Origin of the sequence: Alkalimonas cellulosilytica, from assembly GCF_036325985.1 — a bacterium.
Taxonomy (GTDB): Bacteria; Pseudomonadota; Gammaproteobacteria; order Enterobacterales; family Alteromonadaceae; genus Alkalimonas; species Alkalimonas cellulosilytica.
Map to the genome: position 1 here is coordinate 1 of NZ_JAUHLI010000022.1, position 14,818 is coordinate 14,818.

Genomic DNA, 14,818 nt, shown 5'->3' on the forward strand with positions numbered 1-14,818 from the left:
TCGCCTTCCCTTTACGATTTGCATCCTTAGTTGCCGCATGCTATTAGATCCTCTCTAAGTGAAGGATCCCAATGCTATGGCAAGCAGCCATTATCAACTGAATGCGCTAGGTGAACTGCAGCCAGCCGATGCAGATGGCGAATTGGTACTATGCCGTTATTGCGACTTACTGCAACACTTGCCGGAGCTGCAGCCGGGCGAAGAAGCTCACTGCAGCCAGTGTGGCCATCTGCTGGATAGCCGCCATCCGCAGCCTGTGCTTCGACCCGTGCTATTTGCTGGTAGTGCCCTTTTTATGTTGGTGCTTGCCAATCTGTTTCCCTTTATCAGCATTTATGCCGCCGGTAGCCAGCAGCAAATGAGCTTTCTGGATACCTCGTCCGTGCTCTTTACTGTGCACCATCCCGCCCTTGCTGTGTTGGTGTGGCTGTTTATACAGGCGATCCCCGCCTTTTGTATGGCCGCAGTGATTTATCTGAAACTGGGGATGCTCTGGCCGTTACCGGCTCGCATGTGGGTAGCCCGGGTGTTGTTTATGCTCAAGCCCTGGAGCATGGTGGATATCTTTCTGATTGGTTTATTGGTCAGCTTTGTCAAGCTAGCCAGTCATGGTGATTTGGCTTTGGGGTTTAGTTTCTGGGCATTTTGCTTGTTCTGCTTGTTGCACCTGCGTACCTTTCAGGTGATTGACCGCCGTGAAATGTGGTCTCGTATTGCTCCTAACCCCAAACCCCTGTTTATGGCTCAGCCCGGGTATGCTGGGCTCAGCCAGCAGTTGAAGGTCTGTGGTTGTTGTACTGCCCTGGTTCCGCTTAACGCAACCCATTGCAATCGTTGTGGTGATCGAGTACACAGGCGGATCCCTGCCAGTATTCAGAAAACGCTGGCTCTGACCGCAACGGCAGCCATCCTGTACCTGCCGGCCAATATTTATCCCATCATGGTGACTGTTTCGATGGGGCAAGAAACCCAATCGACGATTCTGAGCGGGATCCGTTTGCTGTGGCAAGATGGCGCTTATCCTGTTGCGGTGATTATTGCCCTGGCCAGTGTGGTGATACCTGTGCTGAAGATTCTGATACTCTTTGGATTATGCTATCTTGTGATGCAATCACAAAGCTATCGGCAAAAGGTCTCCACTACAGTGTTTCGCTGGGTCGATTGGATAGGTCGCTGGTCCATGGTGGATGTATTGGTGGTGGCCATCCTGGCAGCTTTGGTGCGTTTTGATTTGTTGATGAGTGTGTATCCAGGGCCTGCGGCGGTCACTTTTGCCGCTGTGGTGATTATCACTATGTTGGCTGCCCTGAGTTTTGATCCGCGCTTGTTGTGGGACCGCGTTGCACAGCCAGAAAATCCAGAATCAGTAAATTCAATGACGGAGCAGACTTCGTGACAACACCCGTTCAACGTCAGGCCAGTATTCAGCCTATAAAGCAATGGTCACCCATCTGGATCGTGCCTTTAGCCGCAATTGGTATTGGCATTTGGATGCTGTACTACAGTTATCAGAATCAGGGGCCGGTGGTCACTTTAATTGCCCCTCACGCTGAAGGGCTGGTGGCTGGGAAAACCCCGGTGAAAAGTCGCAGCGTCGATGTGGGCCAGGTGGTCTCTGTCGATTTAACGGCTGATCTGAAACAAGTTGAAATTAAAGTCCGGATGCGGCCAGACACAGAGCCCTTACTCAATGCCGAGTCGCAGTTTTGGGTGGTACGGCCACAGGTCAGCCGCTCTGGTATTACCGGGTTAAATACCTTGTTATCAGGGGCCTATATTGAACTGCAACCTGGAGACTCCGATCAGATCGTCTTGCACCATAATTTGCTGGAAACACCTCCGGTCGCTTCTGCGGAAGCGGCGGGGATCCGCATTCGTTTGCGCAGTGAAGACACAGGGGTGCTATCGGTGGGAGATCCGGTGCTGTACCGTGGTTACGAAGTGGGGACAGTAGAGCAAAGCCTGTTTGATATGGACGAGCGCCAGATGCTGTACCAGCTGTTTATTCGGGCTCCTTATGACAGCTTGGTGACTGAGAATGTACGCTTTTGGCAGGCCAGTGGCGTTAGCTTTGAGCTGACCCCGGATGGGGTGAGAGTGGATGTGGCATCGATTGCCAGTTTGATCAGCGGTGGGGTTAGTTTTGATGTCTTAGAAGGGTGGCCTGCAGGTGAACGGGTGCTATCCGACACCGAGTTTGCATTGTTTCCCAATAGAAATAGCATCCACGAAGGCATGTACAGTCAATTCGTCGAGTACTTACTTTTTTTTGAAGAGTCGGTACGAGGCCTTAAGGCCGGGGCTCCGGTGGAGTACCGCGGTGTAAGGGTCGGTACTGTGGTCAGTGTGCCATTCTTTTTCTCCATGTCGCATCCCCTGGAGACCTCTTTTGATAAAGGCGTGCCGGTATTGATCCGCATTGAAACCGGTCGTTTGTATGAAAACATCAGTACCGAACAAGTCAAGCAGCAACTAGCTCGAGGCGCAGAGCAGGGGCTTAGGGCTATCCTTAAAACCAGCAGCTTGTTGACGGGGGGCTTGTATATTGATCTGGATATGGTCGATGAGCTGGAACAACCCTGGCAAGCGATGGAGTACGCTGGCTATGCCGTACTACCGACCGCTCGTGGAGGCTTGAGTAATATAGAGCAGAAGGTTCTGATGGCGCTGGAGAAAATGATCCAGCTACCGGTAGAGCCCTTGCTGCAAGAGGGCACGCAAACGTTGGCGCAGGCGACTACTGTGATGGCAGAAATGGAGTTGGTGATGCGACAACTGGATAGCTATCTGGCTCAGCCTGCACTACAACAAGCGCCCGAACAGCTGAGTCAAAGCCTGGTGCAACTGGAGCAATTGCTGCAGGCTTTTGGCCCCGGGTCACAAACGCATCAACGCCTTAATAGCAATTTGCAGCAATTTGAGCAACTGCAGCGTGATTTACAGCCTTTGCTGCATACGCTTAACCAGCGGAGCAATGCGCTGATCTTTCAGGCTTCCCCTGCAGCTGATCCAGAACCAAAGAGAGCCCAACCATGAGATCACTCCTTTGTGCCACTTTTTTGCTATTGATCATGGCGTGCTCACAACAAAGTGTTCAGATTCAGTATTATCAGTTCCCCTATCCGGAGGTATTGCCGAAGGTAGAGGTTGCATCCCAGCCTGAGCGGGTACTTGTGCTGGAGGGGATTCAACTGGCACCTTTTCTGCAACAGCGGGGTATTGCCTTTCAGCAGAGTCCGACAGAACTGAACGTTGCCAGGCAGCATTTGTGGGCGGATGATCTGGCCACCCAGCTAAGCCGGCATTTGCTGTTGAACCTGGATGCACAGGCCCGCGGCTGGCAGTTGCAAAAGCAAGCGGATAAAACGGCGGTGCAGCTGCATATTCAACTGGACCGGATGGTGGGAACTACGGATGGTTATGCGCTGCTTAGTGGTGAGTACCGGCTATCACGGCAGCAGCACAGTCATCGACAGCGATTTTTGATTCAGCAGCCAATGCAAAGTGATGGCTACCCAGCCCTGGTACAAGCCATGGCCGAAGGTTGGCAGCAGCTGAGCCATGACATTGCCCGGCAATTGGAAACCTTTTAACTTGCGACTTGAGAAAAATGAGTGGTTTTGCATAAAAATGACAAAAATCAGCTTACTTTTGCATCGCAAGGCCTTAGAATTAATTTGGATGTCTGGACGTAAAAGTGTTTATACGTTTGCAGATTCATGCTATCTATAGCTGCTATCACAGGACTGAATTGTCGGTTCGAGGCAGAATCCGGATAATGAAGCTCCTGGCAACAAAGGTTTGCAGATGAAACTGTTGCGTATGGTGAAGCGGCAGATGACAACAGCAAGGGTTCGGTAAGGGGGAGTTATGGCAGTCAGCACCATGCTGCAACAGGCAGCGGAATTAATGGCTATCGGGATGGCTACGGTCTTTGTTTTCCTGACGGTACTGGTGATAATTATTCAGCTGATGAGCTTGAGTATACGGCGCTTTTTCCCAACCAAAAAGACAACAGCAACGACGGTGGAAGTGGTGGAGTCGGATGCGATTTCTCCCCGGGTAGTGGCTGCCATTAGTGCAGCCATTCATCAACACCGGCAGCAACAACATTAAAAGAGGACTGTTATGAGTAAGCCATTGTTATTAACCGAGCTGGTACTCAGAGATGCCCATCAATCCCTGTTGGCAACCCGGATGCGTCTGGAAGACATGCTGCCTATTGCTGAAAAATTGGATAAGGTCGGCTACTGGTCGATGGAGTCCTGGGGTGGAGCTACCTTCGATGCCTGCATTCGTTACCTGGGGGAGGATCCCTGGCACCGGATCCGGGCACTGAAAAAAGCCATGCCAAATACCAAGCAACAGATGTTGCTGCGAGGCCAGAATTTGTTGGGCTACCGGCATTATGCGGATGATGTGGTCGAAGCCTTTGTCGATCGGGCGGTTGAGAACGGGGTGGATGTGTTCCGCATTTTCGACGCCATGAATGATATTCGTAATTTGCAGACAGCTATTCAGGCCGCGGTCAAAGCCAATGCTCATGCTCAGGGCACCATGTCCTATACCGTTAGCCCGGTGCATACCATTGATATGTGGGTCGATATGGCGATCCAGCTGGAAGACATGGGCTGTCACTCCATTTGCATCAAAGACATGGCGGGCTTGCTCAAGCCCTACGTGGCCGAAGAGCTGATTACCCGTATCAAAGAAGCGGTGAAAATCCCACTGGCGATGCAATGCCACGCTACCACAGGGCTGAGTACGGCAACCTACCAGAAAGCCATCGATGCTGGCATTGATATGCTGGATACTGCGATTTCCTCGATGAGTATGACCTACGGTCATAGTGCGACAGAAACCATGGTCGCCATTACCGAAGGCACCGAGCGTGATACCGGACTGGATTTGGTGTTGTTGGCAGAAATTGCGGCTTATTTCCGTGAAGTACGGAAAAAATACGCCAAATTTGAAGGCTCATTAAAAGGCGTTGATGCCCGCATTTTGCTGGCGCAGGTGCCGGGAGGGATGCTGACCAATATGGAAAGCCAGCTCAAGGAGCAGGATGCGCTGGATAAGCTGGATACGGTATTAAAAGAGATCCCCAAAGTTCGCGAAGACTTAGGCTTTATTCCCTTAGTCACGCCAACCTCGCAGATTGTTGGCACTCAGGCGGTGCTGAATGTATTGACCGGTGAGCGCTATAAGACCATCACCAAAGAAACAGCTGGTGTACTGAAAGGCGAGTACGGTGCGACGCCTGCTGAGGTCGATGCTGAACTGCAGCAAAGAGTATTGGATGGCAGCGATGCCATCACCTGCCGCCCTGCCGATTTGCTGGAACCGGAGATGGAGCGATTAAGCAAAGAGCTGCAGGAAATCGCTAAAAAAGAAAGCATCAGCCTGGCCGATGCTCAGGTAGATGATGTGCTGACCTATGCCTTGTTCCCGCAAGTGGGCTTGAAATTCCTGAAAAACCGCAACAACCCGGCAGCTTTTGAACCGGTACCGGAGGCGCCTTCTGAAACCAGCAGCAGTGCAAGCACAGCGGTGACGGTAACTGGTGGCGTTGCGGCTTACAGCGTACGGGTCGATGGCAAGGTGTATGAAGTTGAGGTAGCGCCTAGCGGCGAGCTCAGTAGCATCAAGCCAGTGGTTGAAGAAAACATTCCTGGCCGCGCTTCTGTAACGGGTAGCGGAACTTTAACCGCGCCATTAGCCGGCAATATCTGGAAAGTGGTGACCAAGGAAGGCGCCCAGGTGAAGAAGGGCGATGTGGTGATCATTATGGAAGCGATGAAAATGGAAACCGAAGTGCGTGCTGCAGTGGATGGTAGTATTCAGAAGATCCATGTCAGTGCTGGTGATGCAGTCAGCAATGGCGATGTGTTGATCACCTACGCCTGAGGGATGTTTTGATGGACGCTTTTCAAACCTTGTTGCAATCGACCGGTGTATTGAACTTCACCGGGGGGCAGGTGGTGATGCTGCTGGTGGGTATCGGCTTGTTGTACCTGGCCATTGCGAAAAACTTTGAACCCTTACTGCTGTTGCCCATTGGCTTTGGTGCCATTTTGACCAATATTCCTCTGGCTGGCATGGGGGAAGTCGGTGGCTTGCTGCATATGTTTTATGAAGTGGGCGTGGGCACCGGCTTATTCCCCTTACTGATTTTCCTTGGCGTAGGTGCCATGACGGATTTCGGTGCCTTAATTGCTTATCCGAGGATGTTGTTTTTAGGGGCTGCAGCGCAGTTTGGTATTTTTGCGACCTTGCTGGGTGCCATTGCGTTGAACTGGATCCCCGGCATGAGCTTTACCTTTCGCGAGGCGGCAGCCATTGCCATTATTGGTGGTGCTGATGGTCCCACGGCCATCTTCCTGGCATCGCAATTGGCGCCTGAGTTGCTGGGGGCCATTGCCGTAGCGGCCTACTCCTACATGGCGCTGGTACCCATGATCCAGCCGCCCATTATGAAAGCACTGACCAGTCAGAAAGAGCGCGAAATTCAGATGACGCAGCTGCGCACGGTCAGTAAAAAAGAAAAGATACTGTTTCCACTTATTTTACTGATGCTGACTATTCTGTTCCTGCCTACGGCAGCCCCACTGATTGGGATGCTCTGCCTGGGCAACTTGATGCGTGAAGCGGGCGTCGTCGACCGGCTCAGCAAAACGGCGCAAAACGAGCTGATTAATATCGTCACCATTTTTCTGGGCTTGGCGGTAGGTTCAAGGTTAAGTGCCGAGCACTTCTTAACCACCCAGACGTTGGGTATTTTGATCCTGGGCATGGTGGCTTTTGCTATTGGCACGGCTTCCGGCGTAATTATGGCGAAAGTGATGAATAAGTTGTCCAAGCAGCCGATCAACCCACTGGTTGGTGCAGCAGGGGTTTCTGCGGTGCCAATGGCTGCGCGGGTAGTGAACAAAGTCGGTTTGCAGGCTAACCCACATAACTTTCTGCTGATGCATGCGATGGGGCCGAATGTGGCTGGTGTGATTGGTTCGGCGGTTGCAGCAGGTATTTTGTTGGCTCTGGTTGGGTAACCGCTAAGCTGTTTGCGCACTCTGTATGACTGGAAACAGCTGTTACATCCGCTGTTTCTGGTTATACTGGCCATTGTCTATTTATAACCTTAAGAGAGTACCGTGGCCTCGGAACTGAATAGCTTTCTCGATTCGCTTCCATTTCGCTTAGAATCCAAGATCAGCGAAGGCTTTGCAGGTACGATTTACAAAGCATTTGATCCTACTCTGCAACGACCTGTTGCTGTTAAAATCATCCCATGCAATGAAGCGTCCGCTCCGCATTTGCTCGAGACTGCAACTAAGCTAGCTTCATTGGACCACCCCGGTATTGCGACTGTTTACGGCGTTACTCAGGCCAATGGCCTGGCTTCTATTGCTACTGAGTGGGTGGAAGGAACTGCGCTGACCGATTACTTGCTGGATGCTCACTATGATCTCAGCGAGCGTTTGCTGATAGCACGGCAAATTGCCAGTGCTTTGGCGGCGGTCCATCAGCTAGGCGTTCTGCGTCGGACACTCAAACCATCTGATGTGGTGATCGATGGCCTGCAGCAGGTGAGATTGGTTGACTTCGGAATGACCAGTAGCCTGATGGATGATTTACAAACTTCTTTAACCGAGCAGCAGCTGGATGCAGTCAGCTCGCTGGACTTAGCTCAAAGCTCCAGCTTGCATGATGCGGCTTGCTGGGTAGCTCCGGAGTTATTACGAGGTGATACTTTAACTGCGGCAGCAGATGTCTTTAACTTTGGCATTCTGCTGTACCAACTTTGTTATCAGCAGCACCCTTACCGTGGTAAGGATCTGATTGCAACGACTACTGCTCTGACGGAAGGTTTGGTCAGGCCGATACCTAATGGCGTGCAAAAGCGGGTGCCGGCTAAAGTGCAGCGCATCATCCGGCAATGCCTGTCGCTCCATCCAGAGCAGCGCCCGGCATCCATGCAGCAACTTGTGGATCAACTGGATGGCTGCCTTGGCAAGCTAAATAAAAAGCAAGGACGATTCAGTGATCGTTACTGCCGGGTTGTAGCTGGGGCTGTTTTGCTGTTGTCGGTTGGAAGCGTCTGGTTCTGGTCAGATAGCTCCCCAAATAGCCACTCGCCGGTTGCTGGCTCAGTGCTCGCTGTGATGCCCTTTCAGGTTCTGTCTGATGAAGCAGAGTTGGTTACCCTTGGACGTGGATTAGGCTTTCATTTAAATCATCAGCTTGCCATACCCGGGCAAAAGGGGAGGCCCCGTTGGGTGATTCCACCATCCGAGCTTCGGCGCTATCAGGATTTAAGTGTTGAGCAGCTGCAGCAATACTTTGCTGCTGAGTATGTGTTGATGGCAAACATTGAACCGGTTGGTGGAGGGCTTCAAATGACGCTTGCTCTGCTGGATGGGAAAAATGGCCAGCAACTACGAAACATCGAGCTGGCGCTATCGGCATCGGATTGGGCTGGTAATGCGGAGCAACTGCAGCAAGCAACCTTTGCTGTTCTGGATATGCCCTCTCTGGCCTTAACCGGGCAAAGTACTCAGGAGCAGCAAGCATTTCCACTCTACTTGCAGGGGCTGGACTACATCTATCGAGATGCTGTCATCACCAATGTACAACAAGGGATAGAAACTTTGGAGCAGGCTATACAGCTGGCCCCGGACTTTGTTGAAGCGAAAATGGCGCTGGTACGTGCCTCTTTGTGGATTGCGCAGCGCGATACTGTGCAGTGGGTTGAACGGGCAGAGCAGGTTTTGGCAACCTTGCAGCAAGGTTCTGGTATGGACAGCCGCTTGTTGGTTCTGAATGGGCAAATAGCCATGTTGCAATCCAATTACTCGCAAGCAATATCACTGTTTCAGCAGGTTTTACAGCTGGACCCGGCTCAAACTGAGGCGCACTTTGGATTGGCCAATACGTACCGTCGACAAGGAGAGCTGCAACTGGCAGAGCAGGCGTACCTCATAGCTCTGGAGGAGCATCATAGCTGGTTTGTGCTCCACTATCTGGCCACTTTTTATTTGCGCACCGGTCAATCGGATAAGGCGGAGCAGAGCTATCGGCAATTATCGGAGTGGACACCAGAAAATGTCGCTGTATGGGAAGTATTGGGAGCTATCCAGTTTAGCCGGGCAAATTACAGTGAAGCGTTTTATGCCTTTCAGCGAGCGCTGCTACTTTCGCCAGTTGCCAGTAATTACTCCAATGTTGCAACTGCCCTATTTTATCAGAGGAAGTACGAAGAGGCGGTAGAGGCGTTTCAGGATGCGGTTGAGTTGGATCCGAAAAACTACTTGCTTTGGGCAAACCTGGCCGATAGTTATCGCCATAATCAGCAACCGGTGCAGGCAAAAAAAGCCTATCGACAGGCGATAGTTTTATTGCGCGAGCGATTGGAATTGGCGCCAAACCACACTTTACTCCGTTTAAGGTTGGCGGTGTATCTTGCTAAAAGTGGTCACTGCGATGTTTCTGAACAGATCATGCAAGCCCTGGATGATTTGGTAGAAAACAGACAAAAGGTTTTAGCGGCACATCAGGCTGTTGCCTGCGGTAATCATGATGAAGCAAGGCAGTGGTTACAACAAGCCCTGGACTCAGGTTATTCGTTGCTTTCGCTGTTGAATGAACCTGAGTTCAGCGGGCTGCAGCTATAACTTAGCAGTCAGGGCGATGCTTTTCAGTTATGAATATCGCCATTATTAATGATAATCTCCGGATCCAGCTGAAATAATTGCTGCTGGCCATCTTTAAGTTCCGCCACCAGATACAGCGCATAAGCGTTGTACATAGACACTTTAACTTTATCGGTATCTTGTGCAACCCGTTTTTCTGCCCGGTACAGATGTTCATGGCTGCTCTGACTACCAAACGAATAGCGAACGGAGCGCTCGGGTTCAAAAGGGTTATTAAAATACAGTCCCCAATCCAGCAGTTTTAAGCCACTCTTATTGGCGAGTTCAAAAGTAATGGTTTCGCCTTTTTCTGCATGGATTTCCTGCTCGTGTGGGGCGATGTGAATTTGCAAGCTGGAGGTAAAGGTAAAATGTTGGGTTGCCATCATGCGTCCTTGTGCAATGGTTTCAGAGCTAAAATGCCCATTCATACTAGCACAGCTGCATCGATGAGCAAGTCTTCGTCAGGTTCAGGGAGAATACGACACACCAAGCACGCAGGCCTTGCGTGCTCCGGTTACTGCCGGCACATTGCCTGGCAGCTGCTTATCAAAAGCCTGGGCCAGCCAGGCGAAAGCCATGGCTTCGACCCAGTCAGGATCTACCCCTGCACTGCTGCTGCTTTGCACCTTCGCCGGTGTCAACAGTTGCTGCAGATCTGCCATCAGCACCGGGTGATGGACACCACCGCCACAGATAAACACCTCACTCAGGTTTGGCAATTGCAGCTCGTTGGCAATACTGAGTGCGGTAAAGCGGCTTAAGGTGCGCTGCACATCGGCAGGAGCCTCCAGGCCGGTTAGTTTTTGCCGTAACCAACCCAGGTGGAAGTATTCGCGCCCGGTACTTTTAGGAGCGCTCAGCTGAAAATAATCATCGGCCAGCAGCTGCTGCAATAACTCGGGTAGCAGCTCACCTTCAGCACTAAAAGCACCGTCTTTGTCGTAGGGAAGCTGGCGATGCAGTGACACCCAATCATCCATCAGGCAATTGCCAGGGCCGGTATCATAGCCAGTGATGGTGCCATCCGCCTGCAGTAAACTGATATTGGCAATGCCACCAATATTCACGACCGCACGGTTTTTGCCCGCCTTGGCAAAAACCGCCTGATGAAAGGCCGGTACCAGTGGGGCACCCTGACCACCGTACGCCATGTCTTTACGGCGAAAATCAGCAATCACCCGAATACCAGTTAGCGCTGCCAACAGATGCATATTTCCAAGCTGCATCGTAAACGGTTGGAGCTGATTGGGGCGATGCCGAATGGTCTGGCCATGGCAGCCTATGGCGCTGATTTGCTCTGGTAGGTAATTGACTTGCTTGAGTAACTGCTTGACACCAGCGGCGTAGCACTCGGCCAGTTGATGCTCCGCCGGACCGATGCGCTCTACTTCATTGTTACCGGGTTCGGCCAGTGAGCGCAGCTCGCGTTGCAAGCTGGCTGGAAAGGGGATCAGGCAACTACCAAGCAAGCTGGGTTTGGTCGTAAAGTCTGTCAACACCAGATCAATACCATCCAGACTGGTGCCGGACATAATGCCAATATAGAGTTGTGGCACCATTTATGGCACCGCCGCAAGCAGTTGTTGCTGTTGGTTTTGCAGCTCAGCCAACACTTCAGTGGCTTTGGCGATAAAGTTCGTTTTATCGGCTCCGGTCAGCGCCTGTGCCTGCGGCAGTTGCACGGTTCTGGGATTGCGGTGCACGCCATTGACTACAAACTCGTAATGCAGGTGCGGGCCAGTGACCCGACCGGTAGCCCCCAGGCGGCCAATCACCTGCCCCTGACGGACCCGATCACCCACCTTCACCTGACGGCGAGACAGATGCAGGTACTTGGTGACGATGTTGTTGCCGTGTTGGATAAACACATAGTTGCCGTTCAGATTGTTGTAAGTCGAGGCGGTGACCCGCCCATCACCGGTTGCCATGATCGGGGTGCCAACCGGAGCGACATAATCAATGCCATTGTGCGGTGCTACCCGGCCCGTGACCGGGTGCTGGCGGCGCGGATTAAAATTGGAGCTGATACGGGTAAATTCGACCGGTGCGCGCAAAAATGCCTGTCGCATGCTGGTGCCATCCGGTTTGTAGTAATGACCATCGCTGTGGCGTACTGCCTGAATGACCCGGCCCTGATTGCTGAACTGCGCTGCCAGGATGCTGCCATAGCCAATAAACTCATCCTCGCTGTAGTTGCGTTCAAACAAAACGGTAAAGCTGTCACCAGCGCGGATATCCAGCGCAAAGTCGATATCCCAGCCAAAAATACTGGCCAGCGCCATAATTTGGTTGTTGCTAAGGCCTGCACTTAGACCAGCATGCCAAAAGCTGGATTGGATGGTGGCGGCTGCGTATTCGGTGCGTGTTTCTACAGTACGGCGCTGCTGCTCACTGCGAAAGCGGCCCTCGTCATCACGATAGACCAACAGCGACTCCAGCCGGTTGATGGCATAACGCAGTTCTTGCAACTGGCCCGTTTCGTCTAAACCAAACTCTAGTGTTTCTCCGGGAAACAAGCGGGTCAAGGTACGGGTGCTATCACCCAGCGCCAGTATGGCCAGCATGGTTTGCTGGCTGACATTGGCGCGGCGAAACAGGTTGGATAAGGCATCGCCACTTTGTACTGTGATGCTGTGCCATACCAGTTCCGGCCCTGCCGACTCTTCAATCTCAGGCTCAATCAATAGAGCTACTTCAGTGACTGCTGGGAAGCTGGTATCGATTTGTAACAACTCAGGGACATAAGGCTCGCTAAGCTCTGACAGTTCGCTGCTCTGTTTAGAGCCTGAAGTGTCCGCTGGCAGCAGAATCACCAGCGCGGACAAGACTAGTAAACCCAGAATAACCAGGCGATGAGCAAGTGGAAGACGTGTCACCAGTGTTTGCATGGATAAGGATCTGATTACTGCTTAAATTAGCAGCATAACGCTTTTTTTTCACTGTTGCCAGTATTGTGCAATTTCCAATGCGGGCCGCATCAGTTAAAATAACCGATCCTGACAATGACGATTACTTTTTGGAGACCACCATGACCAACTGGGAGCAGGCGTTTGCTGAGCTAAAACGCGGCTGCGAAGAGATTTTGCTGGAAGAAGAGCTGATTGCCAAGTTAAAGCAAGGCAAGCCGTTGAAAATTAAGGCCGGTTTTGATCCGACAGCACCAGATTTGCATCTGGGCCATACCGTATTGATCAATAAACTGCGTACCTTCCAGCAATATGGTCATGAAGTGATTTTCCTGATTGGTGACTTCACCGGCATGATTGGCGATCCAAGCGGCAAAAATGTCACCCGCAAGCCACTGAGCCGGGACGATGTGCTGGCCAACGCCGAAACCTACAAAGAGCAGGTGTTTAAAATTCTCGACCCGGCCAAGACCCGCATTGCCTTTAATTCGGAGTGGATGGGGGAGCTGGGCGCGGCTGGTTTAATTCGCCTCGCTTCACAGCAAACGGTGGCCCGGATGCTGGAGCGTGATGACTTTAAAAAGCGCTTTGCCAACAATCAGTCGATTGCCATTCATGAGTTCTTGTACCCACTGGTGCAGGGCTGGGATTCGGTGGCACTGGAGGCCGATGTTGAGATGGGCGGTACCGATCAGCGCTTTAACCTGCTGATGGGCCGTGAGCTGCAAAAAGAAGCCGGGCAGCGACCGCAGACGGTGATGATGGTGCCGCTGCTGGAAGGCCTGGATGGTGTGCAGAAGATGTCCAAATCCCTGGGCAACTATGTTGGCATCACCGATGCACCGAACGAGATGTTTGGTAAAATCATGTCAATTTCAGATGATTTGATGTGGCGCTACTTCGAGCTGCTGAGCTTCCGGCCGCTGAGCGACATCGATGCGCTGAAGCAACGTATTGCTGATGGGGGCAACCCGCGCGATGTGAAGATTGAACTGGCGAAAGAAATCATTGCCCGTTTTCACGATGCAGCCTCCGCCGATGCCGCTGAGCAGGACTTTATTCAGCGTTTTTCTAAAAATGCCCTGCCGGATGATATTCCAGAGCTGCAGCTAAGCTGTGATGGCGACGCCATGCCGATTGCCAATCTGTTAAAAGAAGCCGGCCTGGTCGACAGTACTTCGGAAGCCATGCGGATGATCAAGCAAGGCGCAGTGAAGCGCAACGGCGATGAAAAAATCGACGACAGCAAACTGGAAATCGCCAAAGGTAGCGAAGCCATCTACCAGGTTGGCAAGCGAAAATTTGCTAAAATCAGCTTGGTATAACGATGTAGGGCGTAATTACGCGCCCTACAAAAAGTATACTCTAAGGCGTTGAGTGCGCCTTAATGCATTCCTAAGTCGTCTCTTTTAAAGAGTTTTTAGTAAAGCTGAATGCATATTGAGATAGCGAAATGATGATCGGCGCAAAGAAAAATGCCATTACTAAGATTGTCACAATCGACTCAGCTAATGCTGTCGTTTTGCTATTTAGAATGAGTTGTAATGCAGGAAAAGTTATCAAACCAGCCAAAGCTAATGCGAGCATAAACCACAACCAGCTCGCACCTAATTGAATACACTTTACATGTGCATAGCAACCAACAGCACTGGCACCTAAAATTATGATCACCAGCAACCATTCAAGGAAGAGAAGAGTTGTTAACTCCTCAATACCCATAAGAAAGTTGTAGCCATTTGCACAAATGGTGAGCACAAGATAAACAATACTTAGTACGAGAGCAGTTTTCTTCAACATGTTTAATGCCAGAAACCAAAGGGAATTCTTTGTGGATCAGATGGCAGTTCTTTCCATCCATCTTGATTTTGAATATATCTGCGCGAAAAATTACGACGCTTAGCTCCACTTGGGGCCAGGCTCTCCAAGACGCTAAGCAAACTGATAGCCTCTCTGGATTTCCTTCCTTTTGTGGTAATAATGAATACTAGTGAGGGATAGATATGTTTATAGATCTGGTCCGCTGATATTTTACTGGTAAAAACACCTGTGATTTGATTACCTGCTTCCCAAAGCAAATTGACTACACCTGACATAACTCAATCTCTCCATGAAGAATTAATTGAATTTTAATTTATCATTTGGTTTTCATTGTGTCAACAATCTGTTTTGGTCCCATTCTAGGTTGTAGTTCAGGTGGAATAGTTGGGCGCACTGATGCGC

Annotated in this window: 13 protein-coding genes; 8 read left to right on the forward strand and 5 right to left on the reverse strand. The window is 51.2% G+C overall.

The window, feature by feature from the left end; all coding sequences use genetic code 11:
* The first annotated feature begins 76 nt into the window (after positions 1 to 76).
* The 7 genes from QWY20_RS16690 to QWY20_RS16720 all read left to right on the forward strand — a co-directional run bounded on the left by QWY20_RS16690 (position 77) and on the right by QWY20_RS16720 (position 9,671).
* Entirely contained in the window at positions 77 to 1,396 is a 1,320-nt protein-coding gene (locus QWY20_RS16690; RefSeq protein ID WP_330130148.1) for a PqiA/YebS family transporter subunit, read from the forward strand.
* The gene (gene pqiB, locus QWY20_RS16695; RefSeq protein ID WP_330130149.1) at positions 1,393 to 3,036 is read left to right on the forward strand and encodes an intermembrane transport protein PqiB; all 1,644 of its coding nucleotides are present in this window, start codon (positions 1,393 to 1,395) and stop codon (positions 3,034 to 3,036) included. Before QWY20_RS16690 ends, pqiB begins: the two co-directional genes overlap by 4 nt.
* Entirely contained in the window at positions 3,033 to 3,593 is a 561-nt protein-coding gene (locus tag QWY20_RS16700) for a PqiC family protein (RefSeq protein WP_330130150.1), read from the forward strand. Before pqiB ends, QWY20_RS16700 begins: the two co-directional genes overlap by 4 nt.
* Positions 3,594 to 3,870: 277 nt before the next feature.
* Complete coding sequence (locus QWY20_RS16705; protein ID WP_330130151.1) at positions 3,871 to 4,116, forward strand: OadG family protein; 246 nt, start codon at positions 3,871 to 3,873, stop codon at positions 4,114 to 4,116.
* Between the two features lie 12 nt (positions 4,117 to 4,128).
* Positions 4,129 to 5,907, forward strand: a complete 1,779-nt coding sequence (gene oadA / locus QWY20_RS16710) for a sodium-extruding oxaloacetate decarboxylase subunit alpha (RefSeq protein ID WP_330130152.1) — start codon at positions 4,129 to 4,131, stop codon at positions 5,905 to 5,907.
* Positions 5,908 to 5,918: 11 nt separating this feature from the next.
* The gene (locus QWY20_RS16715; protein WP_330130153.1) at positions 5,919 to 7,049 is read left to right on the forward strand and encodes a sodium ion-translocating decarboxylase subunit beta; all 1,131 of its coding nucleotides are present in this window, start codon (positions 5,919 to 5,921) and stop codon (positions 7,047 to 7,049) included.
* Positions 7,050 to 7,151: 102 nt separating this feature from the next.
* Positions 7,152 to 9,671, forward strand: coding sequence for a protein kinase domain-containing protein (locus QWY20_RS16720; RefSeq protein WP_330130154.1), 2,520 nt, complete (start codon positions 7,152 to 7,154; stop codon positions 9,669 to 9,671).
* Positions 9,672 to 9,694: 23 nt separating this feature from the next.
* Here the strand turns inward: QWY20_RS16720 and QWY20_RS16725 are convergent, their stop codons facing one another.
* The 3 genes from QWY20_RS16725 to QWY20_RS16735 all read right to left on the reverse strand — a co-directional run bounded on the left by QWY20_RS16725 (position 9,695) and on the right by QWY20_RS16735 (position 12,571).
* Positions 9,695 to 10,075: a hypothetical protein gene (locus tag QWY20_RS16725; RefSeq protein WP_330130155.1), complete on the reverse strand. Its 381-nt coding sequence runs from the start codon at positions 10,073 to 10,075 to the stop codon at positions 9,695 to 9,697.
* A gap of 84 nt (positions 10,076 to 10,159) precedes the next feature.
* Positions 10,160 to 11,251 carry an anhydro-N-acetylmuramic acid kinase gene (locus QWY20_RS16730; protein ID WP_330130156.1) on the reverse strand — a complete coding sequence of 364 codons (1,092 nt, stop codon included), beginning with the start codon at positions 11,249 to 11,251 and terminating at the stop codon, positions 10,160 to 10,162.
* Positions 11,252 to 12,571 carry a peptidoglycan DD-metalloendopeptidase family protein gene (locus QWY20_RS16735; RefSeq protein ID WP_407935441.1) on the reverse strand — a complete coding sequence of 440 codons (1,320 nt, stop codon included), beginning with the start codon at positions 12,569 to 12,571 and terminating at the stop codon, positions 11,252 to 11,254. It abuts the gene before it with no gap.
* Positions 12,572 to 12,720: 149 nt separating this feature from the next.
* On the opposite strand from QWY20_RS16735, the gene tyrS reads away from it, so the two are divergent.
* Positions 12,721 to 13,923, forward strand: coding sequence for a tyrosine--tRNA ligase (gene tyrS, locus QWY20_RS16740; protein WP_330130158.1), 1,203 nt, complete (start codon positions 12,721 to 12,723; stop codon positions 13,921 to 13,923).
* A gap of 70 nt (positions 13,924 to 13,993) precedes the next feature.
* Here tyrS and QWY20_RS16745 read toward each other — a convergent pair whose 3' ends face one another.
* Both QWY20_RS16745 and QWY20_RS16750 read right to left on the reverse strand, forming a co-directional pair.
* A complete protein-coding gene (locus QWY20_RS16745) occupies positions 13,994 to 14,395 on the reverse strand; it encodes a hypothetical protein (protein ID WP_330130159.1) in 402 nt (133 codons plus the stop codon).
* Positions 14,396 to 14,397: 2 nt separating this feature from the next.
* Positions 14,398 to 14,691, reverse strand: coding sequence for a hypothetical protein (locus QWY20_RS16750; protein ID WP_330130160.1), 294 nt, complete (start codon positions 14,689 to 14,691; stop codon positions 14,398 to 14,400).
* Positions 14,692 to 14,818 lie beyond the last annotated feature (127 nt).